This is a genomic window from Aliiroseovarius crassostreae (assembly GCF_049803815.1).
Classification (GTDB): Bacteria; Pseudomonadota; Alphaproteobacteria; order Rhodobacterales; family Rhodobacteraceae; genus Aliiroseovarius; species Aliiroseovarius crassostreae_A.
On record NZ_JBNAGI010000010.1, the window covers coordinates 29232 to 52852 of the forward strand.

Genomic DNA, 23621 nt, shown 5'->3' on the forward strand with positions numbered 1-23621 from the left:
CCTAGTCCTCAGCCTCAGCGTATTTGGTGATGGTCCAGCCGGTCATTGCACGGGTATCCTTACCACCCAACCCCGCCATTAGACATCCAAGACCTGTTTCGGTCGCGGTCTGGGCGGGGCCTTCCCCCATGATATGACCGTCAAACATCACGGCAATGCGGTCAGACAGCGACAGGATTTCCTCAAGCTCCACCGACACCAGCAAGATCGCCTTGCCCTGATCGCGCAGTGCGACGATCTGCTTGTGAATGAACTCGATCGCCCCAATATCCACGCCGCGCGTGGGCTGGCCCACGATCAGCAGATCGGGATTGCGCTCGATCTCTCGCGCGACGATGATCTTTTGCTGGTTGCCGCCGGAAAAGCTTTTGGCGGCGAGGTTTGGGTGCGGCGGGCGCACGTCGAACCGGTCCATCTTGTCCTGCGTGATCTCGACCATCTTGGCGTTGTCCATCAACAGCGCGTTTTTCTGGATCTCGGGATCGTCGTGATAGCCGAACACCATGTTCTGCCAGGCGGGAAATTCCATGATCAGACCGCGCGCCTGCCGGTCTTCGGGCACATGGGCAATGCCGCGCGCGCGGCGCGACCGCGCATCGGATTTCTTGCCGGTCAGGTCCAACTCCTGCCCATTCAGGCGCACCGATCCGGTGGCGGGCGCATAGCCCCCCAACACTTCCATCAGCTCGGATTGGCCATTGCCGGACACGCCCGCAATGCCAAGGATCTCGCCCGCGCGGATCGTCAGGTCAATGCCCTTCACCCGCTCGACCCCCTGCTCGTCAACGACGCGCAGGTTTTCGATTTCAAGGATAGGCTCACCCGGGCTTGCGGGGACTTTGTCTACGGATAACAGGACCTTGCGGCCCACCATCATCTCGGCCAATTGCTCGGGCGAGGTATCCTTGGTCTTGACCGTGTCGGTCATCTGCCCGCGCCGCATCACCGACACGGTGTCGGTATATTCCATGATTTCGCGCAGCTTGTGGGTGATCAGGATGATCGTCTTGCCCTGCGCGCGCAGCCCGTCAAGAATGCGAAACAGGTGATCCGCCTCGGCAGGCGTCAGCACCCCGGTCGGTTCATCCAGGATCAGGATATCGGCCTGACGATACAGCGCTTTCAGGATCTCGACCCGTTGCTGTTTGCCCACGCCCAGATCTTCGATCAGCGCATCGGGATCCACTCGCAGCTCATATTCCTCGGCCAGCGCCTTCAACTCGCGGCGCGCCTTGGCCAGGGACGGGCGCAACAGCGCGCCTTCCTCGACCCCAAGGATCACGTTTTCCAGAACCGAAAAGTTCTCGACCAGTTTGAAATGCTGAAACACCATGCCAATGCCCGCCCGGATGGCGGCCTGGCTGTCGGGGATCTGGGTCTCAACCCCGTTGATGAATATCTGCCCTTCGTCGGCCTTGTAAAACCCGTAAAGGATGGACATCAGGGTCGATTTGCCCGCGCCGTTTTCGCCGATGATCCCATGGATCGTACCCGGCTGCACGGAAATCGAGATGTCCTTGTTCGCCTGCACCGGTCCGAACGCCTTGGATATACCACGGAGCTCAATGGCCGGGGAACCTGAGGGAGCAGCAGTTGCCTGCTGCCCCGGTTCGTATGCCTGTTCGGTCATGATCAGAAATCAAGCACCGGGCAGCTATCGTTGGTGTAATAGGCCACCACCTCGATGTCGCCGGCGATGATCTTGGCTTTGGCCTCTTCGGCCGCCATTTTCATCTCTTCCGAAACCAGCTCGGCATTGTTTTCATCCATGGCATAGCCAACACCATCCTCGGCCAGACCCAGACGCACCTGCGTGCCGGTTTCCAGCGCGTCACCTGCTTTCATGGCTTCATAAACGGCCACGTCCACACGTTTCAGCATCGAGGTCAGAACCTTGCCCGGATGCAGATGGTTCTGGTTGCTGTCCACACCGATTGACAGAACGCCATCCGCGTCGGCAGCGGCCTGCAGCACACCAATGCCGGTGCCACCTGCAGCGGCATAGATCACGTCAGCCCCCTGGGCGATCTGCGCCTTGGTCAGCTCGCCACCACGCACCGGGTCATTCCAGGCGGTGGGGGTGTTGCCGGTCATGTTGGCCACGATCTTGATATCCGGGTTGGTGGCCAGCGCGCCCTGGGCGTAACCACAGGCAAAGTGGCGGATCAGCGGAACGTCCATGCCGCCGATAAAGCCAACCGTGCCGGATTTCGAGGCTTTGGCGGCCAGGATGCCAACCAGGTAGCCGCCCTGATGTTCTTCAAAGGCAATCATCTGCACATTGGCGGGGATTTCCGGCATGAACCCATCGATGTTGACGAATTTGGTGTCCGGATAGTCAGCGGCCACATTGGCGACCGGATCGGCCATGGCAAAGCCGGTGGTCACAATCGGGCTGGCGCCAGCTTCGGCGAAACGGCGCAGGGCCTGTTCGCGCTGGGCTTCGGACTGCAGTTCGATTTCCAGGTATTTTCCGCCGGTTTCATCCGCCCAGCGTTGCGCACCGCGGAAGGCCGCTTCGTTGAAGGATTTGTCGAATTTACCGCCCAGGTCGAAGATGACAGCCGGATCGGCCAAAGCGGCGCCGGCGGTCACGGCAACTGCGGCAGCAGCGCCAAGAAGGGACTTCATCAGGGTCATGTGGTTCTCCCGTTTTTGTTGTCTGGGATGGGATGGTCGAAATTTTGACCATCTGGTGTGATTCCCAATTTGCGGCGATGTTATCGCTCGCGAAAGATCATCCGGGATTTTGCTCAGAGGGCAAGGGGAGGGTCAATATTAAGTTGTCAACAAAGGCCAATTCTGCCCGTTTTTCATAGCGGTTAACCCAAGGTCACCTGTTTTTGCATCACGATTGCATCCTGTTTGGACCCATCCGCCCGGGTGTAATAACCGACCCGCTGGCCGGATTCGATCCATTCCGCCCGTTGATAGAGCGCGCGCGCCGGCAGGTTGTCTGCGGCGACCTCCAGAAACAAAAGCTCTGCCCCACGGGCGGCGCTGGCCTGTTCAAAGCGTTGCAAAAGGGACCGGCCCAACCCCCGGCCGCGCGCCCCTGGCAGGACCGCAATGGTCAACAGCTCGCTTTCCCCGGCAATTTCGCGTCCCAATGCGAAACCGTCATCGCAGGCTTCGACAAAGGTGAAGGGCGAGGAGAGAAGAGCAGCAAACTCCGCCGCTGACCAACCGCGCGCCTGCGCGAAACTGGCGGTGTGGATGCGGGATAGATCAGCCGGGTCGACCATGGTCAATCCAGAATCACAGGGGCCGGATCCCGTGGCGGGGCGGCGTCGGCCGCGCGGATGTACAATGGGGCCGGGCGGGGGATGTCGTTGCCCTTGATCAGTCGCACCGCCGCCAACTGTGCAATGGCCGGGGCAATCTGTGGGTCTGCATCTGGCCCAATCATATCTCCGGCCAAAGTTGCAGCTTCTTCGCTGGACAATAAGGAGGGGACGTCACTTACCCCCAGCTTCTGCGCGTAAACATGATCGCGGCGCGCATCCACCAAGGACCAGATTGGGCGGACCAACCCATAGGCCTGCGCCTCAAGCCGGGAAATGCCAATGGCGGGTTTGCCCAGCGACAGCGCCAGGCCGCGCGCCGCAGAAACCGAGATGCGAATGCCGGTGAAATTGCCGGGGCCCACGCCGACACCAATCGCGTCCAGGTCGGACCATGCGGCATCCCCATCTGCGAGCACCTCTTCCAGCAGCGGCAACAGCCGTTCCGCCTGCCCCTTCGCCATGTCCTCGTGGCGCTGGGCAACAATCTGCCCCCCGCGCAGCAAAGCGGCCACGCAATGCGCGGCCGATGTGTCAAATGCCAGAATGGTGGGGTCAGGCCGCAACGGGGCGCACCTCGACCACTTCCGGGATGTAGTGTTTCAGCAGGTTCTCGATGCCCATTTTCAGGGTCAGGGTCGAGGACGGGCAACCCGCGCAGGCGCCCTGCATGTGCAGGTAAACAATGCCGCGATCAAAGCCGTGAAAGGTGATATCGCCGCCATCCTGGGCCACGGCGGGACGCACGCGGGTGTCCAGCAGCTCTTTGATCTGCTCAACAATCTCGCTGTCTTCGCCGGTATGTTCGGCATGGCCCGACGCGGCTTGCCCATCCGCAGCCATCACCGGCGCGCCGGATTGGAAATGTTCCATGATCGCGCCAAGGATGGCGGGTTTCACATGATCCCACTCCACCTCATCCGCCTTGGTCACGGTGACGAAATCCGCGCCGAAAAAGACGCCGGTCACACCATTGACCGCAAAGATGCGGGTCGCAAGCGGTGATGCGTCGGCGGCGTCTTTCGACGGGAAATCAGCGGTGCCCGCGCCCAAAACGTCCTGCCCGGGCAGGAATTTCAGCGTGGCAGGGTTCGGGGTGGATTCGGTCTGGATAAACATGGCGCGCCTTTCGGAAGCGTTCCGGCCCGCCGCGAGGGGCCGGTCTGGAACGTATGAGTTGGAATGGATATGCGCCTGAGGGGGCAAACTGTCAAGGTTTGGGCGTCCTCCGCTTCGCTTCGTCGCGCTGCTGGTGGCTCACGTCGTGAGCCTGTTTCAGGGGCTTTGCCCCTCGGACTGCGTCCTCACCCCAGGATATTTCCAGACCAAAGATGAAGCAGGCTCACCATCTTTGGTCTGGAAATATCCTGGGGGAGAGCCGGAGGCTCGGGGGCGAAGCCCCGGATTGGAAACCGGCCGAGCGGCGCGAGGCCCCCCAAGCCTGTCGACCGTCAGGTCGCAAAGGCGCGGGAGGGCCCGTAATCAATGGAACTCCTAGCGGCAGTTGCGCTGTCGGATCAGGTGATTTCTTCCAACCGATCCTTGGACATTTCGCCGGGCACGATGGTCATTGGCACGGGCAGTTCAGCAGATGCGCGCATCATCTGGGTGATGATCGGGCCGGGGCCGGATTTGCCCGATCCTGCGCCCAGCACCAGCACGCCGATTTCCGGGTCTTCGCGGATCTGCGCCATGATCTCGGGCACTGCTTCGCCTTCGCGGATCACCAGTTCGGGGTCCACGCCCTGCCGGTCACGCATCCATTTGGCGAAAACCTCGAAATGCACCGTGATCCGTTCGCGGGCCTCTTCGCGCATGATATTGCCCACGCCGATCCAGTGGTTGAATTCGTCCGGCGGAATGACCGAGAGCACCTCGACCCCCCCACCGGTTTTGGCGGCGCGCATGGCGGCAAAGCGCATGGCGTTCAGGCATTCGCGGCTGTCATCAAGGATCACGAGAAACTTGCGCATATTGGTCCCTTACCCGGCGCGCCCTCGGCGGGCGGGCCTTCAAACGGGCTCAGTCTGCCTGAGGGGCGCGGTTCTGTCCAATGCTTTCGCGCGGATCCCCGCGCGGTTCCCCTGGGCCCGCGGTGGGGCATGGGGCGGGTGCCGGGGACCGTCGCCGATCAGCTGGCCCGGCCATCGTCAGAATGGGCCCAATCCCAGTAGAGTTCCCGTGCGCGTGTCGTGATCGGGCCGATCTCGTATTGGGTGCCGTCAAATTCGGTCACCGGGGTGATCTTGTGCATATTGCCGGTCAGGAACACCTCGTCGGCCTTGCGGAAATCGTCGAAGGTCAAGGTGCATTCATGCACGGTGACGCCATCGGCGCGCAGGTTCTTCATGTGGCGCGCGCGGGTGATGCCGGCCAGGAAGGTGCCATTGGCGCTCGGGGTAAAGACCTCGCCATCGCGCACCATAAAGACGTTGGATGAGGCACTTTCCGCCACATTGCCCAACGCATCCGCGACCAGCGCATTGCCATAGCCCTTGGAGACGGCCTCGGCAATCATCCGGGCGTTGTTGGGATAAAGGCAGCCCGCCTTCGCGTTCACCACCGCGCTTTCCAGCACCGGGCGGCGGAACCGCGTGGTGGTCAGCGTGGTGCTGGCCGTATCAGGCGCCAGCGGCACTTCTTCCAGGCTGATCGCAAACCCGGTTGAGTTCTCTTTCGGCAAGATCCCCAGCGTGCCGCTGTCCACGCCCCAATACATGGGGCGAATGTAAATGGCCTGATCGGACGAGAACGCCGACAGCCCCTCGCGCACAATCGCGACCATTTCGTCGGTGGTCACGGTGGGGGTCAGCATCAGCGCCGCCGCCGACCGGTTCACCCGGTCACAATGGGCCACCAGATCCGGGGTCACGCCCCGGGCATATCGCGCCCCGTCAAACACGGTGCTGCCCAGCCAGCTGCCATGATCGGCGGCCTTCATCACCGCAAGATCTCCGTCGTGCCAGGTGCCGTTGAAATAGGTGCGGATCGTGCTGCTCAGTGCCATGGAAGGGGCCTCGTGCCGAGTGGAAGGGTAGGGTTGGCGGCGATCCTAATGCGTTTCGGGCCAGTGTCCAGCCAGTGTCCGGCCAGTGTCCAGTCGCAAGGAAACGGGTCCTCTCTCGGGGCCAGGACAAACCCCGAGAGAGGGGCGCATGCATATGGGGAAAGGACGGGCACGCGCGCGGCCCGCACAACGCCTGTCCGGACGGGTGGACCGGAGAGGTTTGGAGCAGACGGGCAGGGGCAGGCTAGCCGGGGAAGGAAACGATTCTGTGACACCGTGCTTTGAGACACCGAGCTTTGAGACACCGGGCTTTGAGACGGGGCGGTGTCACAGGCTTTGTTGACCGCATCTCTAGGGCCGGTTGGCTCAGGACCGGTTGGCTTAGGACCGGGTGGCTGATCCTGCGGCGCCAATTTCCTTTGAAGGAGATTGCCCGGAGTTTCTGAAAACTCCGCGCCCCCGGATTATCGGATGCCAATTTCAGCCAGAGCCGAGGCCAGATCGGCGGGCAGGTCGTCATCACCTTCGCGCATCTTAGGCAGGTCACGCGGGGCGTCTTCGGGTTTCAGGTAGCGCCAGCCCTGAAAGGCGCGGCGCGGTTGGGCCTCGGTGCGGATCACCTCGTTCGACAGAACAATGCCGCAGCGGCGGATCCCGTCCTGTCCGATCACCTCTTCCAGCCGCAAGACCTCTTGCCGCGCCAAGACCTGCCCCTTAAAGACCCAGTAAAGCGAGCCGCCGTTCAACAAATCGGATTCGCGCTTGGGCCACATGCGGGTCACATGCATCGGGTTGGGGCGACCGGTCTCGCCCCGGCGCATCGCCTGCCAGGCGGTGAGGTCTTCAACCTTTTCTGCACCAACGCAGAGTTTTAGCAGATTCACATAGCTCATAGGGTTTACCATATATATGTGGCAGATCTGCTGCGACACACTAAATGTTGTTGATTTTTGATTTTGGCTGGTGACAGCCCACACCCGTTTGTTATAAATGACATCCCTGACAGGAAGGGGCAAGTCGCTGCCAAAAATCGGCTCCCCGAAAGAAATCAACAAGATAGACACAAGTTAGACAAGAGAGAGCCTGAATGACTCGTTTTGCCGCCCCCATCGCCGAACAAATCTGGGATATGAAATACCGCCTGAAAAAAGCGGATGGGGAGGCTGAGGACAAGACGGTCGAAGACACCTGGCGCCGTATTGCCCGGTCGCTGGCGGAAAACGAGCCTGATCGCGAAGGCGAGTTTTTCGAAGCGCTGGAAGATTTCAAATACCTGCCCGCAGGCCGGATCACCGCGGGGGCCGGCACCGGCCGGTCGGTGACACTTTTCAATTGTTTTGTGATGGGCACGATCCCGGACAGCATGTCGGGCATTTTCGATATGTTGAAAGAGGCCGCGCTGACCATGCAACAAGGCGGCGGCATCGGTTATGATTTCTCGACCATTCGTCCGCGCGGCGCGGATGTGAAGGGCGTTGCGGCAGACGCCTCTGGCCCGCTCTCGTTCATGGATGTCTGGGACGCGATGTGCCGCACCATCATGTCGGCAGGGTCGCGCCGGGGGGCGATGATGGCGACCATGCGGTGCGACCACCCGGATATCGAAGATTTCATCACCGCAAAATCCGATGCCGCCCGCCTGCGCATGTTCAACATGTCGGTGCTGGTGACCGATGATTTCATGAAGGCCGTGAAAGAAGACGGCAGCTGGGATCTGCAATTTGGCGACAAGGTCTATCACACGGTCGAGGCCCGCGATCTGTGGAACAAGATCATGCGCGCGACCTATGATTACGCCGAACCGGGTGTGATTTTCATCGACCGCATCAACCAGATGAACAACCTGAATTACTGCGAGCAGATCGCGGCAACCAACCCCTGCGGCGAACAACCGCTGCCGCCCTATGGCGCTTGCCTGCTCGGCTCGGTCAACCTGGCCCGTCTGGTGAAAAACCCGTTTGAGAAAAACGCCAAGCTCGACCCGAAGGCGCTGGACAAGCTGGTGCGCACTGCGATCCGCATGATGGACAATGTGGTCGACGTGTCGAAATTTCCGCTGGAAGCACAGCGTCAGGAAGCCCAGGCCAAGCGCCGTGTGGGGCTTGGTGTGACCGGTCTGGCCGATGCGCTGCTGATGCTGGGTCTGCGGTACGGCTCGGACGAGGCCGCCGCCCAGACCGAAGCCTGGATGAAGCTGATCGCCCGCGCGTCCTACCTGGCGTCGGTGGATCTGGCGAAGGAAAAAGGCCCGTTCCCGCTGTTTGACGCAGACGCCTATCTGAACTCCGGCAATATGCTGCAGATGGACGACGACGTGCGCGAGGCGATCCGCGAACACGGTATCCGCAATGCGCTTTTGACCTCGATCGCCCCCACCGGCACCATCTCGCTTTACGCGGGCAATGTCAGCTCGGGGATCGAACCGGTCTTTGCCTATGCTTACACCCGCAAGGTGCTGCAGCCCGACGGCACCCGCACCGAGGAAGAGGTGGTCGATTACGCCGTTCAGATGTGGCGTGACAAATTTGGCGACAAGGAGCTGCCCGATTACTTTGTGAACGCCCAGACGCTGGCCCCGGCGGACCACGTGAAAATGCAGGCTGCCGCGCAGAAATGGATCGACAGTTCAATTTCGAAAACCATCAACTGCCCGGAAGATATCAGCTTTGATGCCTTCCAGTCGGTCTATATGCAGGCGTGGGAACTGGGCTGCAAAGGCTGCACCACCTATCGCCCGAACGATGTGACCGGGTCGGTTCTGTCGGTGTCGGAAGACAGCGAAAAGGCACCCGAGATCGAAACTGGCGCGGATGTGGTGTACCTGTCCGAACCGCTCGATCGTCCGCAATCGCTCGAAGGGCACACCTACAAGGTGAAATGGCCCGACAGCGAACACGCGATTTACATCACCATCAACGACCTTCTGATCAACGGCCATCGCCGCCCGTTCGAAGTGTTCATCAACTCGAAGAACATGGAGCATTTCGCCTGGACCGTGGCCCTGACCCGGATGATCTCCGCCGTGTTCCGTCGCGGTGGCGAGGTGAGCTTTGTGGTCGAAGAACTGAAAGCCGTGTTCGACCCGCGTGGTGGGGCCTGGATGGAAGGGAAATACATCCCGTCGATCCTCGCGGCCATTGGCGGCGTGATCGAACGCCACATGGTCGCCACCGGCTTCCTGGAAGCTGAGGGTATGGCGCCGAAAACCGACCCCCATGCCGAGGTGATCGCCATCAACGACGCCCCGCGTGGCCCGGCCTGCCCCAGCTGCGGCCAGTTCGACATGCGCATGGTCGAAGGCTGCATGACCTGCGGCAGCTGCGGCCATTCCAAATGCGGCTGACCCGCGCAATTGCGCAGGTTTCTGTGGCGTGTCACGCGAGATGGCCTAAACGTTTCAATAGGTCATTTTAGGCTCGTGATATGAGAAAACGGCCTCGGATTTCTTCCGGGGCCTTTCTCCTGTCTAGCGGAGTTGATGAATGGCGATAGCGCTGCTGGTACATCGTGGCCAGCAAGAAGTGGAGATGAGACAGAAACCCGGAAGCTGCAATCGCCGTGGCCGAAATGCTAGGCGTGGAACTGGAACTGAATGCTACCTGCATGACCATTCCCATTGCTTGGATCATCAGGACCTTGGCCTTATTGAGGTCAATCTCGATGGCGTCTGGGTTGTCGCCCGACCCCTGGCAAAAGGGTTTGATGGTCTGTCGCTGGATCTGTGGACCGAGGCCTGCAGCAATCTGCGCCGCCGTTTTGAGGCGGAGGCAGAACTGACGCAGGATATCATTGATCAGGCATTCGCAGACTTCTCGGAGGAGGATCGCGCTGCCTCTCAACGGCTCGGGCTCTCAGCGCTTGCGCCGACAAAGGCAGACGTTGAACGCAATCGGGAGCATCTCTGGCTTGGGTTGGAGGTCGTGGCGGGCATCACCCCTACGGTTTCCAGGAAAAAACGAGGCCTTCTTGATGGTGTGATCGCCAGGGCTGAGGTGGCACCACGTCAGCTGCCGGAGATCACTTCTGCGGAGGATGACGCGGAGAAGACCATGCCGATCTCACGTCCGCACTGGCGCATGGAGGACGGGCAATGACACATATGTCCCGTGAGGAGGTCAGCCACATCGTGGCTGACCTTGAACACCGCTTTATCGCCCATGACACTTATCTGGAACTCCGGGATCAGGTTGATGACATTCTCTACCGACGCAAAGCGCATACAGCTGCTGGCAGGGTAAACGCCCCTTGGCAAGTTTTTTGGTGCGGTGGTTACTATAGGATTTGACTGAGGAACAGCTTAGTTCGCTCGTCTTTAGCGTTGTCAAAAAACGTATCTGGTGACCCGTGCTCCACGATTACGCCCTTGTCCGTAAAGTAGATGTGGTCAGCTACTTCACGTGCAAAACCCATTTCATGGGTCACCAAGATACAGGTCATCCCGTCTTCGGCGAGGTCTTTGATCGTGACAAGAACCTCTTTGACTGTTTCCGGATCAAGCGCAGCTGTCACCTCGTCAAATAACATGATGTCCGGCCGCATTGCCAGTGAACGAGCGATTGCTACCCTCTGCTGCTGACCACCGGAAAGTTCACCTGGATAGGCGTCTTCTTTGCCTTCCAGGCGCACCTTCTTCACCAATGCTCGCGCACGTTCTTCGACCTCTGTTTTGTTTTCTTTCAACACCAGTACCGGTGCCATCATGATGTTCTGCAAAACGGTCTTATGAGGGAACAGATTGTATTGTTGGAAGACCATACCAACTTTCTTGCGCAGCTCCAGCTTATCAAGATCTGGGTCATGGACCTCCTGACCTTCAACCGTGATAGAGCCGCCCTGGATGTCATTTAGTGCATTGATGCAACGGATCAGCGTGGATTTTCCAGAACCAGATGGGCCGATGATACAAATCACTTCGCCTTTCTGAATATCCATGCTGATGCCCTTTAAAACCTGAAGAGCGCCAAAGGACTTTTGAACGTTTGTGATTGAAACGATGGGCTGGTCGGGGGTCCAATTTGGATTGGCAGTCATGTGTGCCTCCTTATAGTTTAACCGCGAAACGACGTTCAAGCCGCAGGGTCAGACGGGCAATCGGGTAGCAATAGGCGAAGAATAGGATCAGGACGAACCCATAAAACGGCGCGAGCAATTCTGGCAGGTTGTCTTCGGCTTCAATGGCCTGACGGGTCAGATTCACCACTTCTTCCACACCCAGGATCGAGACCAGCGGCGTTGCCATAGTCAGAATGGCATACCAGTTCATCCAAGGCGGGATCATGCGCTTGAAACACTGTGGCAGGATAATCCGCCACATAACCTGACGGCGTGTCATGGCCAGGCTTTCCGCGGCTTCCCATTGTGTTGTTGGCACAGAACCCACTGCACCGCGCACAATCTCTGAGATATTTGCGACAATTGGCAGCGACAGGCCAATGACGGCCTTAATCCAGGCCGGGAAGAAGAAAGAGTTTCCAAAAATCGTGATCTCAAATGGCAATGCCAACATCACGATGAACAGCAAAACCAACCACGGAGAGTTTCGAAAGAGCTGCGTGATCGCCCAGCACAGCCAGCGCAGTGGTTTGAAATGCGAGATCTGCCCAAGGCCAATCGCCAAACCACCAAGCGTACCTAATACAAGGCAAAGGAAAGAGATGAGGATGTTGAACAGGAAGCCCTGCGTGATCAGAAACGGCGCCCAACGCCACAGCGCGCCCAGAGGATCCACCCCATTTGCAGTCTGCGCATAGACGATCTGGGGCCAAATTGCAGCCAGGGCCAAGGCGGCAAAAGGTGACCATGCTGGTAAAGACCCGATTGAGCGGGACAGTGTCATCGGATCATAAGTTGTAGAGCGTGCGGTATCGACGGGTTTGAGAACCGCGAAACTGGAGTTTTTTGTGAGAGTTTTCATCAGAGATCTCCTAGTTGCCATATCCGGGGATGCGCAGAGCGCGTTCCCAACGGGTCATGGCAAAGACGAGGATGCCCACCATGCCGATATAGACGACAAACATCAGCAGCATTGCCGGGTACTGTGCGGAGGGGTAGTCATTCCAGATTGTCACGCACTGATAGAGCAGTTCCGGTACCGCAATCGCAAAGGCCTGTGTCGTGGTTTTCACCAGGTTGACCAAGTTGTTACTCAGCGCTGGAAGCGACACTCGGACCGCCAGAGGCAACACTATATAGCGGTACGTTTGCAGTCGTGTCAGACCCAGAGATTCAGAGGCTTCTTGCGTGGAATGCGGCACCGCTTCGATCCCGGCGCGAAAGATCTCGACGTTGAAGGCTCCGGCGAAGAAGGAAAGCGAAATGATCGCCCATCCCACGTTGGAGATAATCGGTACTTCAAGCCATCCATCCGGGCTATAGGTCGGAGTGAAAGCGCCAAGTGCAAAATAAAAGAACAACAGCTGCACAAAGGGTGGCGTGTTACGGAACAGTTGGATGTAGCCCTGAACGATCGAGCGCGCGATGCGCCGGTTCGAGCCCTGCAGCCAAGCCCCAACAATCCCAATGATCACACTGAAGAACACGCAAGTTATCGAAAGCCAAACAGTGTATTTCAGGCCGGTCCAGATCTTGGCAGCCTGTTTTTCTTCGTAGAAGAAAATGAAGTTCCATCGAGGATTAAACTGGGCAAACTGCTGAAAGAAATCAGCGAAGTTGTCAAGCATGGGGTCTTTCTCCCAAAAAAATGGGCCCAACTGAATTAGGATGCTGTCGGGCCCAGAGTTACAGGGAGGTATTATTCAGCGAGCCAGTCAGCGAGACGTTCGTTTTCGCGTTGCAAGTAGGCGGTGGCTTGGATGCCCCATTTCTCCTCCAGTTCAATCAGGCGCCCGGATTGGTGCCAGTTGTACTGCATGCCAGACATGAAGCGACCGAAGACGCAATCACGCTCTGCAATCGGAACCGCCAGAGCCCAGGGATTATCATCTTCAGATACCAGCGGCATTTCAAAATCATCGAAATTGCCTGAGGCCAGATCGGCTGCGATGACACTGTCATCGTACACCCAAGCGATACATTTGCGATCACGCAGTGCTTGCTTGGCTTCCGCGTTGCCGGTGAAAGCAACGATGGTCGCGCCATAACGATCTTCGAGGATTTGGTTGTAGAAGGCACCTTGCTTGCCGCAAACTGGTTTGCCTTCAAGTTCGGCCCAATCAGTGATGCCCAACTCCTTTGGCGCCATGATGTTGGTGCCAGAGGAATAATAGTTCGGGCCAACAACACCTACGATCTCGCGACGGTCCGCGCGATCAGACATTGTGGCGATCATCAAATCGATGCGACCGCCTTCCAGAAACTGCATGCGGTTTGAGGATTGAACGCCGACAAGTTCCAATTCCACACCCAGTGTGTCGGCGACTTCCTGTGCCATATCAGCTTCCATGCCGATAAGGTCTCCGTTTTCACCACGGAAACCCCAAGGCTTGGTGTCCGCCTTCACACCGACAACGATAGTGCCGCGGTCATGGATCTTGTTCCAGGTCTCGTTTGTGCACTGCTCCGCAACCGCTGCGACGGTTGAGCCGAGCAAAGAAGCAATGGTCAGTGCTGCTGTGGTTTTTTTCATTTGGGTCTCCTAGTTGGCTTAAGACTGGCGTCTCGATTTATGTCCACCGGTCGATGCCGATGGCGCTTTATGAGCCTTAGGTTGGGGTGTTTGTCGCAAAATTGACCAGCGCAATCTTTGCAAGCGCATTGCAAAGATTGCAACGCGTAGCGACTTTCCTACCCGCTACACTTTTATGGGCATAAAGGAGATCGAGAATGGAAATAGCTTGGCTGGAAGATTTTCTAGCGCTGTCCGCGACTGGCGTTTTTGCCAAAGCCGCCGACGCTCGCAATATCAGTCAGTCCGCGTTCACACGACGGATCAAAAATCTGGAACATTGGGTTGGAGCGCCTTTATTTGACCGGAGCGTTCACCCCGTCAGCCTGACGCCTGCAGGCGAGGCCTTCAAAAGAACGGCCTATGAGACCGTCAAAGTGCTGCGGGATACGCGTCAGGATCTACTACAGCTTTCGCGCCGAGAAGGAGAAGTCCTTAATTTTGTTGCACTTCATACGCTTGCAATCTCCTTTGTCCCATCTTGGCTCAAAGGAATCTCTGAATCCATGGGCCCCATCAACTCGCGCTTTCAGGTCGAAAATTTCTCCGATTGTGTTGAAGCGCTGATCGCTGGAAACACTGATTTCATGCTGTGCTACGATCATCCATCGGTTCCAACCATGACCAATGACGCCCGCTACCCGTGGATCAGAATCGCGCAGGACCAGCTGGTTGCTGTGTCAGGTGCGGATGCCAATGGTACGGCGATCTTTAGCTTCGCGCAGGAGAGTAAGATTCCGTTTCTCGCCTACTCGCATGAGAGCTTTCTGGGTCGCCTTAGCGAGATTGCAATCAAACGCGCAGGGGTGTTTGAAAAGCTGGAAACTCGGTTGGAAAACTCTGTCGCCGAGGCACAGAAAGCAGCCTGCATTGAAGGCTTGGGCGTCGCTTGGTTGCCCGAAGCCACTGTCAAGCAATCACTTCGTGACGGTGACTTAGTGCGAATCAGCGATGCAAATTCAGAGCAAAAGATGTCGATCAAACTCTTTCGGAATATTGAAAAAAGTCGAGCTCCTGTCGAGCGGTTTTGGACCTTGGTTGACAGTAGTTGCATGCGGCCTGTCTAATCAACTTTTGACTACCCGCTCTTTTGCGCAAGCCTCCAAAAGCGCTCCAATTGCGGGCGGGACCGTTCGATGGATCGATAAAGCTTAATATCAACCGCCAGCTCAAACTCGGGTTTGCTTATTTTTTTGAGTAGCCCTGCTTCGATCTCCCGCTCTGCTGCCTTCGCCGGAAGAAAGGCCACGCCGTGACCTTCCAGACACGCGGACTTCAGGGCTTCTGACATGGAATTCTCATAGACCGAATGCAATCGACCCAAAAAATTACCCCGTTCAATACAGACGTTACTAATACGCCCTAAAAAAGTATCCGGCGGATATGCAAGGAATGGCAGCGGGTCCTTTTGATCGAAATGGAACCTTGGCTTTCCTCGGTGGTTCACACCGCTGATCGCGATCACGGTATCTTTGGCGATCGTTGTCGATGGGTAACGATGTTCGTCTGAAATCGAAATCACCGATGGGTGATAATAGCACAACATGAAATCGGCATTGCCGCTCAGAATCGCCTCTGCGCACCCTGAAAAGTTTTCGGCAACCAATCGGGTTTTTACCAGTTCAGTGTCAGCACACATCCCAGTTAGCCAGGACGGAAAGAAAGAAATTGCTAGGGTGTGCAGGGTGACGAAGTCCAAAGTTTCAGCTTCTCTGAAAGTTAAATCCCGGATGTCTTCTTTCGAAAGGGTCAATCCCTTGATGGTATCAACCGCCGTTTGCTTAAAAGCTTTCCCAGCAGGGGTCAGTTCGACCGGGTGAACACTTCGGTCAAATAGAGGCGTGCCAGCCCAATGTTCCAGGTTTTTGATCCGTCGGGTGAACGCAGACTGACTGATATTGCGAGCATCCGCTGCGCGAGCAAAGATACCCGCCGAAGATAGCGCTAAAAAATCTTCCAGCCAGTCCAACTCCATGCCTAGCCTCCTTTCGTTTACTTGTTCAGACTGCACGACTGTTGCGCATTTCGCAATGCCATTGCGGTAGTTGTCATGGAAGCTAGGCGTCAGGCTAAATATCCTGTGTTCATTTCTTCAAACACGCCTCGTCTGCATACATCGCTTATCCGGGCAACCGAAAGGTATGAGTTATGACCGCAATCCGCACCGAAACCGACAGCTTGGGAGCAATCGGCATTCCAGCGAACGCTGCCTGGGGTGCTCAAACCCAACGCGCAATCGCCAACTTCCCAATCACAGGTGTTCCGATCAGCCATTACCCGGAACTTGTCATTGCCCTCGCGCAAGTCAAAAAATCCTGCGCCCTGGCCAACAGTGAACTCAACGGACTGTCTGATGAAAAGGCCAACGTGATCGTCGCGGTCTGTGATGAAATTATCGGTGGGGCGCATCACGACCAGTTCGTGGTCGATGTCATGCAGGGAGGGGCGGGTACGTCGACCAATATGAACACCAATGAAGTTGTCGCAAATCTTTGCCTTGCGAAGATGGGTCACCGTTTCGGGGACTATGCCCATCTTCACCCCAATGATGATGTCAATCGCGCGCAATCAACCAATGACGTCTACCCAACCGCCATTCGTCTCGCTGTACTCTCAAAAATCAGCCCGCTGATTGAAGTCATGTATGAGCTCACGCGCAGTTTCGATAAAAAGGGGGCGGAATTTGACTCCATCACCAAAGTGGGGCGTACGCAGCTGCAGGACGCTGTTCCTATGTCTTTAGGTGCGGAGTTCCGCGGATTTGCCACCACAATCCGAGAAGACGTTCAGCGTCTGCGCGATCTTTCGCAGTTGCTGACTGAAGTAAACCTCGGCGGCACTGCGATTGGTACGCGGATCAACGCACCTGCAAATTTCGGTGAAACGGCTGTTTCCCATCTACGCGAAATCACTGGCGAGCCGCTTGGGGTTGCATCGGATTTGATTGAGGCATCATCGGATCTCGGTGCGTTTGTTATGTTCTCCAGCACATTAAAGCGTGTCGCGATCAAGCTCTCTAAAATTTGTAATGACTTGCGGCTGATGTCCTCTGGCCCTCGCGCTGGCATTGGCGAGATTATGTTGCCGCCGGTTCAAGCTGGATCTTCGATAATGCCAGGTAAGGTGAACCCGGTGATCCCCGAAGTGGTGAACCAGGTCTGTTATCAAGCCATTGGCAATGACCTGACTGTCACCATGGCCGCCGAAGCTGGCCAGTTTCAACTCAATGCCATGGAACCTGTGATCATTCACAAGGTGCTTGAAACCATGGGCAGCCTCACCAATGTCATGGCCGTTCTGCGTGAGCGCTGCGTTGATGGGATCGTTGCTGACGAAGTCCGCTGCAAGAGCTTGCTCGAAAACAGCCTCGTGCATGTCACCAGTCTCGCGCCAGTCATTGGGTATGAGGCCGCAACCAAATTGGCAAAACATGCTCAATCCCAAGGGCTCAGCCTCGCGGCGGCAGCAGCGCCCGCTCTTTCAGAGCAGGAGGCGATACTCGCGAATGAACACTTAACCCATTTGACGGAGCGGACTGCCAATGGCTGAACGTAATTCACTTCGACTTGGTATTGTTGGTGGTTTAGGCGCCGTTGCGGGTGCTGACCTGCTGTATCGCATCGTCAAGTCAACCCCTGTGCGGTCCGAAGGCGATCACCGAGAACTGGTCTTTGAGCAAAAGCCCATGCGTGAACCCAGTGCGCCGATGGACAATGACTACAGTCCAACGCACCGCAAATTATACGTGTTCGACACGCTCACGCATCTTGAGGCGGAAGGTTGCGAAGCAGCCATATTGCCATGCTTTGTGACGCATAGTTTCTTAGGCGAGCTTCAAGATGAGCTGAAGCTCAAACTGATTAGTATGACCGATGCAATTAAAGATGCTGTTCAGGCAATGCCGGTTCCTCCGAAAATGGTGGGCGTGATCACCACGCCATATGTGCGCAAATCGCGTTTGTTTGATGCGCTGTTTGGAGAGGATGTTGATGTTGTTTACCCTAGCATTGATGCCGAAACAGATGTGATGCAGTCGATCTATGGTCCCAATGGTTTCAAATCCGGGAACTATGACAATCAGATCATCCAACCCCTCAACGCTGCGCTTCAAGACCTCTCGCATCAAGGCGCTGACCTTTTTGTACCGGGTTTAACAGAGATTCCGATCCTCTTTGATCAAATCACCATGCCAGCCAATATGACGGCTCTGAACACCGCTGAGGTCTATGCTCAACATGCGCTGAAAGCGACGGCGGCCGAGCGGCAAAAACGCTTTAAGGTGGGTGTCGTGGGCGGTGTTGGTCCGGCGGCAACGGTTGATTTTCTGTCCAAGCTTGTGGGTGGCACCGAGGCTGTGCGCGATCAAGATCACATCAAGGTGCTGGTTGAACAGAACCCGCAAATCCCTGATCGGACTGAAAACCTTATTGCGGATGGCGTTGACCCGACTGTCGCCCTCTATTCGACCTGCAAAAAGCTGGAACGCGGTGGCGCGGATATTGTTGCGATCCCCTGCAATACAGCTCATGCCTATGTTAATCGCATCCAGTGTCATCTGGGTATTCCTATTGTCAGCATCCTGTCATCGACGACGGATTTTATACGTGCGACATCCCCAGAGACACGCAAAGTTGGGATTTTGGCCACTAATGGCACGATTCAAAGCGGTCTTTATCAAGAGGCTCTAACCGAAGCCGGGCTTGATTTCATCGTTCCTGACGAAGACCATCAAGAGCTGGTCATGGCCTCCATTTATGGCTCTGAAGGCGTGAAGGCAGGCTTTGTCGAAGGGATTTGCAAAGAGCAAATTGCCAAAGCTTTTGCGCATTTGGTCGATCAAAGGGCAGAGGTGGTGATTCTTGGTTGTACGGAGTTGCCTTTGATTGTGACGGGAAATGTCCAAGATATGGGCGCAATCCCGGTGGATCCGACTAAGGTTCTTGCCGAAAAATGTGTGAGGCTCGCGCGCGCTGCGGCTTCGCGGCCCAAAACCTAGAAGTCAAAGGAATAACTCAACGGCATTGCAAACTATGCAATGCCGTTTCTGCATTCGCAACACAGTTTTGCGCGCGGGAATGCTAAAAATACTTACTTTTATGGGTTTTGCCCCTTGCAAACTGGAAAGGAGTGACTATGGCCTCAGCTCAACGAAAAACGGGGTTGTTCGCCCCATGGTGGAATTTGCTCTTGTGGCAGCAAATCGTTATCGCGCTAGTGCTTGGCGTTATTGTCGGCGCTATCCTGAACACAACCGGCAATGAATCAATAGCGGTCTCGATTAAACATGTGGGAACACTGTTCCTCTCCTTGATTAAGATGTTGATCGTTCCGCTGATCTTTGTATCGCTCGTTTGTGGGATGACTTCCGTCAGCGACATGGCGCGTATGGGCCGGATCGGCCTAAAATCTGTCGTTTTTTATCTCTGCACAACGGCTTTTGCGATTGCTATTGGCTTGGCACTTGGGACTCTCTTCCAGCCAGGCGTGGGGATTGACCTTGGAGCCGCCGCTGCAATGGAGCCAAAATCAGCACCACCGTTTATCGATCAGTTGATCGCAATTGTTCCTAAGAACCCAATTGCGGCAGCCGCTGATGGGAAAGTACTCCAGATCATCTTCTTTGCCATCATGTTCGGCTTGTCGATCAACCTTGTAGGTGACGCAGGAAAACCTGTCCGGGACTTTTTCGAAGCTCTGAATTCTGTCATCTTGAAGCTGACTGAGATAGTTATCGCCTTTGCACCATACGGCGTGTTTGCCCTGATGGCTTGGGTTGCTGGCACTTACGGTCTTGACCTTTTGTTGCCTTTGGGAACGATCATCGCGGCACTCTATATTGGCTGTATTTTCCACGCATTGTTCGTTTATGGTGGTCTCGTAACTTTCCTAGGCCGCCTGAACCCCGTGCGTTTCTTCCAGGGAATCGTTGAGCCTCAGATTGTCGCCTTTACCAGCACCTCCAGCTCTGGAACGCTGCCGGTCACAATGACTGCAGTGCAGAAGAACTTGGGTGTGAACCGCTCGGTGGCCAGCTTTACACTGCCCTTGGGCGCGACCATCAACATGGACGGTACAGCGATGTATCAAGGCGTTGCAGCGCTCTTCGTAGCACAGGCTTTCGGTGTTGAACTCGGCATGTCCGAATATATCACCATCATCCTGACCTCCACGTTGGCGTCCATAGGCACCGCAGGTGTTCCCGGCGCGGGCTTGGTCATGCTGTCTCTGGTTCTAACTTCGGTTGGACTGCCACTTGAAGGTGTCGCAATCGTTGCGGGTATCGACCGCATTCTCGATATGGCGCGGACATCTTTGAATGTGACCGGCGATGCAGCATGCACCGTTCTGATTGCAAAGTCCGAAGATCAAATCGATATGGAGGCGTATAATACGCCACACGTGTTGGCAGCACCCGACATCTCAAAAGCGTAATTGACAACTTTGGTGCCCCCAGTTTGCGGGGCACCATTTATGCTCAATGGTCGTTGCGAAGGGTTCCGCCAGGCAAGCAGACATAGGTGCAAGTGCAGCGAAAGCCCGGTTTGTCCCGCACTGCTGACTTTCAGAAACGCTTCGGCGAACAGCGGCTCGCCTAATCGTTGTTAAGGCGCTTCTATTCAGGTTGTTGGTTCGGTCTGGTAGAACCCAGAGCAACCGAGTGAGGATTTGCTTTTCATGGGTGTCTGCGAGGCAATCAGTAACTCCACTAGATGTAGGTAGTTCATTGCGAAGTTTTTGGTCAGCATGCCGTGCTGCTGTGATAAGAGTGTGTTGATACAAAAAGGTTTTTCGTGTGTGGGTAGGTAATGTCAAGTGGAGCGCCACAGTTTCCCGCTCCGGGGGGCAAAAGATATCGTGACCGGAACGCGGCGCGACAGAAACGTGAAAGAGGCCGGGGTGAAAGCTCCGGCCATTTTCTGTCAGGTCTGTGTTTCGAACGCCCGGTCGAGCTTCTGCAACAGGTCCAGGCAGCGCGACAGTTGCTCTGTCGCAAGAAACTCATCCGCCTTGTGGGCCTGCTCAATCGATCCGGGGCCGCAGACAATGACATCCATGCCAAGCGCCTGAAAGATCCCGGCCTCGGTGCCGAAGGGCACCAGATCGGCCGTGTTGGCCCCGGTCAGCTCTGACACGATGCGTTTGGCGTCGTTCTTGTCCGTGGGGGTCAAACCGGCCACCTCGCCGACGATTTCGGTGTCAATCCGGGCGTCGGGATAGACGGCCTGCATGGCTGGCAACAGGGTCTGCGCGCAATAGTCCGCCATGGTGTCTTTCACGAAACGGGCATCTGTTGGCTGCACCGGGCGCATTTCCCAGTCGACCTGCGCCTTTGGGGCAATGACATTGTGAACGCTGCCCCCATGCACGGCCCCCACATTGATGGTGGTCCAGGGCGGGTCGAACCGGCTGTCTGCGGGGACCCGCGCCTTCAGTTCTTCGCGCAGCTCCAGCAGCCGCGCCACGTAGCGCACCGCATATTCCACCGCGTTCACCCCCAGATCCGGGGCGGACCCGTGCCCTTCCAACCCCTGAAACCGGGTGGTGTATTCGCTGCATCCCTTGTGGCCTTCAATGACCCGCATCGACGTGGGTTCGCCGATGATTGCCATGGCCGGGCGAATGCCCCGCTCGGTAAGCGCCTGTGCCAGATGACTCGCCCCGATACAGCCCACCTCCTCGTCATAGGTGAAGGCAAAATGGATCGGGCGGCGGCGGGCGGTTTTGGCAAATTGCGGCGCCATCGCCAGCGTGGCGGCGATGAACCCTTTCATGTCACAGGTGCCGCGCCCGTAAAGCCGACCGTCCGCCTCGACCATCGCAAACGGATCAGACGACCAGTCCTGATCGGAAACCGGCACCACGTCGCTGTGGCCGGACAGAACCAGCCCGCCGTCGACCTCTGGCCCAATCGATGCAAACAGGTTGGCCTTTTGCCCGGTTGGATCGTGAAACACGTCAACCCGCGCCCCGCAGGCGCGCAGGAGATCCGCCATATAGTCGATCATCGCCAGATTGCTGTCCGCGGACACTGTGGGAAAAGCAATCAGGTCAGCAAGGATGCGTTTGGTCTGCTCCAGCGTGGTCTCATTTGGCATGGTCATGGCTTTACAAAAAGCTTGCGATCCACGCTGCACATTGGCTCGGCTGCGCCGTCTTCCCGGATCAGGATGGTTTCCGTGGTCTCAAGCCCCCATGTGTCCATCCAGAGTGCAGGCATGAAGTGAAAGACCATGCCGGGTTCCAATATGGTCGCGTCCTCGGCGCGGATCGACGCGGTGCGTTCCCCCCAATCGGGCGGGTAGGACAGGCCGATGGGATAGCCCATCCGGCCCGACCGTTCGATACCATGTTTCGCAAGCACCGACATGAAGGCATTGGCAATGTCACAGGTGCGGTTGCCCGCGCGTGCCGCCGCCAGCCCGGCCTCGATCCCCTCCAACTGCGCCGCTTCGGCCCGCAGCATTTCATCCGTGGGCTGGCCCAGAAACACCGTGCGGCAGAGCGGCGCGTGATAGCGGCGATAACAGCCGGAAAGCTCGAAAAACGTGGCCTCACCCTTGACCATCGGCGCGCCGTTCCACGTCAGATGCGCGGCGGTGGCATCAAGGCCCGAGGGGGTCAGCGGCACAATCGCCGGGTAATCACCCCAGTCGTCCCCAACCCCGGTGATGCCCGCGTGCAGGATATCCGCCACCAGATCGTTTTTGCGCACGCCCGGCGCGGCGCGGTCGATGGCGGTCTGCATCACCTTTTCGGTGATCCGGGCGGCCTTGCGGATAAAGGCGATTTCCGCGTCGGATTTCACCAGACGCTGCCAATTGACCAGCGCGGTGGCGTCGATCAGGTCGGCCTTGGGCAGCTCGGAGGCCAGCACCGCATGGGCCTTGGCGGAGTAATAATAGTTCTCCATCTCGACCCCGATGCGCGCCGTTTCAAACCCGCGCGCGACAAGCTGCGCGGCCAGATCCTGCATCGGGTGGACCTCGGTCGACTGCACATAGTGGTCGCCATAGCCAAGGATATTGGCGTGATCCATCCAGCAGGTGCGCCGCCCGCCCATCATGTCCATATGGCGGCCCCACCAGATCGGTTCGCCCTCTTTCGTCACGATCACGCCCTGATGCACGTAAAAGGACCAGCCGTCATAGCCGGTCAGCCAGGCCATGTTTGACGGGTCGGTCACAAACAGCACCTCCAACCCGGCCCGGTCCATCGCGGACCGGGTTTTTGCCAGACGGCGCTGGTATTCTGCAGGCGCAAACGCTGCGTTGGTCTGTGTCATGCTTCCCTCCCCTTTATCCCAAAACCGCGCGGACGGCGCGGGTGGTGGCCGCAACAATCTGGTCCGCCTCGTCCCGCGTCAGGCAGAAGGGCGGGGCAAAGCCCAGAATGTCGCCCTGCGGCATGGCGCGCGCGATGATGCTGTCTTGCTCCAACAGTTTGGCGGCGATCTGCGGCCCGATCTTGTCAGCGGGGTCAAAAAAGAGGCGGCTGTCTTTGTCTTGCACAAATTCGACGGCGCACAGCATCCCTTCGCCGCGCACCTCGCCCACCTTGGCGTGATCCCCCAGCGCCTCGGCCATGGTGGCGTTCAGATAGGCCCCGACCGTGCCCGCGTTTTCCACCAGCTTCAGATCGTCGATCAGCTTCAGGTTCGCCACCCCGGCGGCAGCCCCGATCGGGTGCGCCGAATAGGTCCAGCCAT

General features: G+C 57.3%; 23 protein-coding genes. 7 read left to right on the plus strand and 16 right to left on the minus strand.

Annotated features, from left to right (window positions below):
• Position 1 precedes the first annotated feature (1 nt).
• The 8 genes from ACP15V_RS17340 to ACP15V_RS17375 all read right to left on the minus strand — a co-directional run bounded on the left by ACP15V_RS17340 (position 2) and on the right by ACP15V_RS17375 (position 7184).
• The gene (locus tag ACP15V_RS17340; protein WP_424944095.1) at positions 2–1630 is read right to left on the minus strand and encodes an ABC transporter ATP-binding protein; all 1629 of its coding nucleotides are present in this window, start codon (positions 1628–1630) and stop codon (positions 2–4) included.
• Positions 1631–1632: 2 nt separating this feature from the next.
• Positions 1633–2640, minus strand: coding sequence for a BMP family lipoprotein (locus ACP15V_RS17345; protein WP_424944096.1), 1008 nt, complete (start codon positions 2638–2640; stop codon positions 1633–1635).
• Between the two features lie 182 nt (positions 2641–2822).
• Positions 2823–3245: a GNAT family N-acetyltransferase gene (locus ACP15V_RS17350; protein WP_424944097.1), complete on the minus strand. Its 423-nt coding sequence runs from the start codon at positions 3243–3245 to the stop codon at positions 2823–2825.
• 2 nt (positions 3246–3247) lie between these two features.
• A complete protein-coding gene (gene tsaB, locus ACP15V_RS17355) occupies positions 3248–3850 on the minus strand; it encodes a tRNA (adenosine(37)-N6)-threonylcarbamoyltransferase complex dimerization subunit type 1 TsaB (protein ID WP_424944098.1) in 603 nt (200 codons plus the stop codon).
• Complete coding sequence (locus ACP15V_RS17360) at positions 3840–4403, minus strand: NifU family protein (protein ID WP_424944099.1); 564 nt, start codon at positions 4401–4403, stop codon at positions 3840–3842. The genes tsaB and ACP15V_RS17360 overlap by 11 nt, the downstream gene beginning before the upstream one ends.
• A 398-nt stretch (positions 4404–4801) precedes the next feature.
• Entirely contained in the window at positions 4802–5257 is a 456-nt protein-coding gene (locus ACP15V_RS17365; protein ID WP_424944100.1) for a universal stress protein, read from the minus strand.
• A gap of 158 nt (positions 5258–5415) precedes the next feature.
• Positions 5416–6291 carry a branched-chain amino acid aminotransferase gene (locus ACP15V_RS17370; RefSeq protein WP_424944101.1) on the minus strand — a complete coding sequence of 292 codons (876 nt, stop codon included), beginning with the start codon at positions 6289–6291 and terminating at the stop codon, positions 5416–5418.
• A gap of 464 nt (positions 6292–6755) precedes the next feature.
• Positions 6756–7184 (minus strand): DUF1489 family protein, encoded by a 429-nt coding sequence (locus ACP15V_RS17375; protein ID WP_424944102.1) that lies wholly within the window; start codon positions 7182–7184, stop codon positions 6756–6758.
• 194 nt (positions 7185–7378) lie between these two features.
• Between ACP15V_RS17375 and ACP15V_RS17380 the strand changes: the two genes are divergently transcribed.
• The 3 genes from ACP15V_RS17380 to ACP15V_RS17390 all read left to right on the plus strand — a co-directional run bounded on the left by ACP15V_RS17380 (position 7379) and on the right by ACP15V_RS17390 (position 10576).
• Positions 7379–9634 carry an adenosylcobalamin-dependent ribonucleoside-diphosphate reductase gene (locus ACP15V_RS17380; protein ID WP_424944103.1) on the plus strand — a complete coding sequence of 752 codons (2256 nt, stop codon included), beginning with the start codon at positions 7379–7381 and terminating at the stop codon, positions 9632–9634.
• A 139-nt stretch (positions 9635–9773) separates the two neighbouring features.
• Complete coding sequence (locus ACP15V_RS17385) at positions 9774–10385, plus strand: hypothetical protein (protein WP_424944104.1); 612 nt, start codon at positions 9774–9776, stop codon at positions 10383–10385.
• Positions 10382–10576, plus strand: coding sequence for a hypothetical protein (locus ACP15V_RS17390; protein ID WP_424944105.1), 195 nt, complete (start codon positions 10382–10384; stop codon positions 10574–10576). The genes ACP15V_RS17385 and ACP15V_RS17390 overlap by 4 nt, the downstream gene beginning before the upstream one ends.
• Here the strand turns inward: ACP15V_RS17390 and ACP15V_RS17395 are convergent.
• From ACP15V_RS17395 to ACP15V_RS17410, 4 genes are all read right to left on the minus strand, one after another.
• Entirely contained in the window at positions 10564–11322 is a 759-nt protein-coding gene (locus tag ACP15V_RS17395) for an amino acid ABC transporter ATP-binding protein (protein WP_424944106.1), read from the minus strand. The two genes, ACP15V_RS17390 and ACP15V_RS17395, sit on opposite strands and share 13 nt — an antisense overlap.
• A 10-nt stretch (positions 11323–11332) precedes the next feature.
• Positions 11333–12205: an amino acid ABC transporter permease gene (locus tag ACP15V_RS17400; protein ID WP_424944107.1), complete on the minus strand. Its 873-nt coding sequence runs from the start codon at positions 12203–12205 to the stop codon at positions 11333–11335.
• A 10-nt stretch (positions 12206–12215) separates the two neighbouring features.
• A complete protein-coding gene (locus ACP15V_RS17405; RefSeq protein ID WP_424944108.1) occupies positions 12216–12971 on the minus strand; it encodes an amino acid ABC transporter permease in 756 nt (251 codons plus the stop codon).
• 71 nt (positions 12972–13042) lie between these two features.
• On the minus strand, positions 13043–13876 hold the full coding sequence (locus tag ACP15V_RS17410) for a transporter substrate-binding domain-containing protein (RefSeq protein ID WP_424944109.1): 834 nt from the start codon (positions 13874–13876) through the stop codon (positions 13043–13045).
• Between the two features lie 197 nt (positions 13877–14073).
• Here ACP15V_RS17410 and ACP15V_RS17415 point away from each other — a divergent pair, with 197 nt between their 5' ends.
• On the plus strand, positions 14074–14982 hold the full coding sequence (locus ACP15V_RS17415) for a LysR substrate-binding domain-containing protein (RefSeq protein WP_424944110.1): 909 nt from the start codon (positions 14074–14076) through the stop codon (positions 14980–14982).
• A gap of 11 nt (positions 14983–14993) precedes the next feature.
• On the opposite strand, the gene ACP15V_RS17420 is transcribed toward ACP15V_RS17415, so the two are convergent.
• Positions 14994–15890 carry a LysR family transcriptional regulator gene (locus tag ACP15V_RS17420; RefSeq protein WP_424944111.1) on the minus strand — a complete coding sequence of 299 codons (897 nt, stop codon included), beginning with the start codon at positions 15888–15890 and terminating at the stop codon, positions 14994–14996.
• Positions 15891–16063: 173 nt separating this feature from the next.
• Between ACP15V_RS17420 and ACP15V_RS17425 the strand changes: the two genes are divergently transcribed.
• From ACP15V_RS17425 to ACP15V_RS17435, 3 genes are all read left to right on the plus strand, one after another.
• Positions 16064–17464, plus strand: coding sequence for an aspartate ammonia-lyase (locus tag ACP15V_RS17425; RefSeq protein ID WP_424944112.1), 1401 nt, complete (start codon positions 16064–16066; stop codon positions 17462–17464).
• Positions 17457–18911: an aspartate/glutamate racemase family protein gene (locus ACP15V_RS17430; protein WP_424944113.1), complete on the plus strand. Its 1455-nt coding sequence runs from the start codon at positions 17457–17459 to the stop codon at positions 18909–18911. Before ACP15V_RS17425 ends, ACP15V_RS17430 begins: the two co-directional genes overlap by 8 nt.
• A gap of 137 nt (positions 18912–19048) precedes the next feature.
• Positions 19049–20347, plus strand: coding sequence for a dicarboxylate/amino acid:cation symporter (locus tag ACP15V_RS17435; RefSeq protein ID WP_424944114.1), 1299 nt, complete (start codon positions 19049–19051; stop codon positions 20345–20347).
• A gap of 488 nt (positions 20348–20835) precedes the next feature.
• Here ACP15V_RS17435 and argE read toward each other — a convergent pair whose 3' ends face one another.
• From argE to ACP15V_RS17450, 3 genes are all read right to left on the minus strand, one after another.
• Positions 20836–22017 (minus strand): acetylornithine deacetylase, encoded by a 1182-nt coding sequence (argE, locus tag ACP15V_RS17440; protein ID WP_424944115.1) that lies wholly within the window; start codon positions 22015–22017, stop codon positions 20836–20838.
• Positions 22014–23198, minus strand: a complete 1185-nt coding sequence (locus ACP15V_RS17445) for a M24 family metallopeptidase (RefSeq protein ID WP_424944116.1) — start codon at positions 23196–23198, stop codon at positions 22014–22016. The genes argE and ACP15V_RS17445 overlap by 4 nt, the downstream gene beginning before the upstream one ends.
• A 13-nt stretch (positions 23199–23211) precedes the next feature.
• A partial coding sequence (locus ACP15V_RS17450) for an aminotransferase class III-fold pyridoxal phosphate-dependent enzyme (protein ID WP_424944954.1) occupies positions 23212–23621 on the minus strand: 410 nt, incomplete at its 5' end.

Excerpts from the sequence above, each read along its gene's own strand:
- ACP15V_RS17435 (WP_424944114.1), top strand. The coding sequence starts at position 19,049 with ATGGCCTCAGCTCAACGAAAAACGGGGTTGTTCGCCCCATGGTGGAAT.
- argE (WP_424944115.1), bottom strand. The coding sequence starts at position 22,017 with ATGACCATGCCAAATGAGACCACGCTGGAGCAGACCAAACGCATCCTT.
- ACP15V_RS17390 (WP_424944105.1), top strand. The coding sequence starts at position 10,382 with ATGACACATATGTCCCGTGAGGAGGTCAGCCACATCGTGGCTGACCTT.
- ACP15V_RS17365 (WP_424944100.1), bottom strand. The coding sequence starts at position 5,257 with ATGCGCAAGTTTCTCGTGATCCTTGATGACAGCCGCGAATGCCTGAAC.
- ACP15V_RS17410 (WP_424944109.1), bottom strand. The coding sequence starts at position 13,876 with ATGAAAAAAACCACAGCAGCACTGACCATTGCTTCTTTGCTCGGCTCA.
- ACP15V_RS17380 (WP_424944103.1), top strand. The coding sequence starts at position 7,379 with ATGACTCGTTTTGCCGCCCCCATCGCCGAACAAATCTGGGATATGAAA.
- ACP15V_RS17350 (WP_424944097.1), bottom strand. The coding sequence starts at position 3,245 with ATGGTCGACCCGGCTGATCTATCCCGCATCCACACCGCCAGTTTCGCG.
- ACP15V_RS17420 (WP_424944111.1), bottom strand. The coding sequence starts at position 15,890 with ATGGAGTTGGACTGGCTGGAAGATTTTTTAGCGCTATCTTCGGCGGGT.
- ACP15V_RS17445 (WP_424944116.1), bottom strand. The coding sequence starts at position 23,198 with ATGACACAGACCAACGCAGCGTTTGCGCCTGCAGAATACCAGCGCCGT.
- ACP15V_RS17385 (WP_424944104.1), top strand. The coding sequence starts at position 9,774 with ATGGCGATAGCGCTGCTGGTACATCGTGGCCAGCAAGAAGTGGAGATG.
- ACP15V_RS17340 (WP_424944095.1), bottom strand. The coding sequence starts at position 1,630 with ATGACCGAACAGGCATACGAACCGGGGCAGCAGGCAACTGCTGCTCCC.
- ACP15V_RS17375 (WP_424944102.1), bottom strand. The coding sequence starts at position 7,184 with ATGAGCTATGTGAATCTGCTAAAACTCTGCGTTGGTGCAGAAAAGGTT.
- ACP15V_RS17430 (WP_424944113.1), top strand. The coding sequence starts at position 17,457 with ATGGCTGAACGTAATTCACTTCGACTTGGTATTGTTGGTGGTTTAGGC.
- ACP15V_RS17425 (WP_424944112.1), top strand. The coding sequence starts at position 16,064 with ATGACCGCAATCCGCACCGAAACCGACAGCTTGGGAGCAATCGGCATT.
- ACP15V_RS17400 (WP_424944107.1), bottom strand. The coding sequence starts at position 12,205 with ATGAAAACTCTCACAAAAAACTCCAGTTTCGCGGTTCTCAAACCCGTC.
- ACP15V_RS17360 (WP_424944099.1), bottom strand. The coding sequence starts at position 4,403 with ATGTTTATCCAGACCGAATCCACCCCGAACCCTGCCACGCTGAAATTC.
- ACP15V_RS17345 (WP_424944096.1), bottom strand. The coding sequence starts at position 2,640 with ATGACCCTGATGAAGTCCCTTCTTGGCGCTGCTGCCGCAGTTGCCGTG.
- ACP15V_RS17415 (WP_424944110.1), top strand. The coding sequence starts at position 14,074 with ATGGAAATAGCTTGGCTGGAAGATTTTCTAGCGCTGTCCGCGACTGGC.
- ACP15V_RS17395 (WP_424944106.1), bottom strand. The coding sequence starts at position 11,322 with ATGACTGCCAATCCAAATTGGACCCCCGACCAGCCCATCGTTTCAATC.
- ACP15V_RS17405 (WP_424944108.1), bottom strand. The coding sequence starts at position 12,971 with ATGCTTGACAACTTCGCTGATTTCTTTCAGCAGTTTGCCCAGTTTAAT.
- ACP15V_RS17370 (WP_424944101.1), bottom strand. The coding sequence starts at position 6,291 with ATGGCACTGAGCAGCACGATCCGCACCTATTTCAACGGCACCTGGCAC.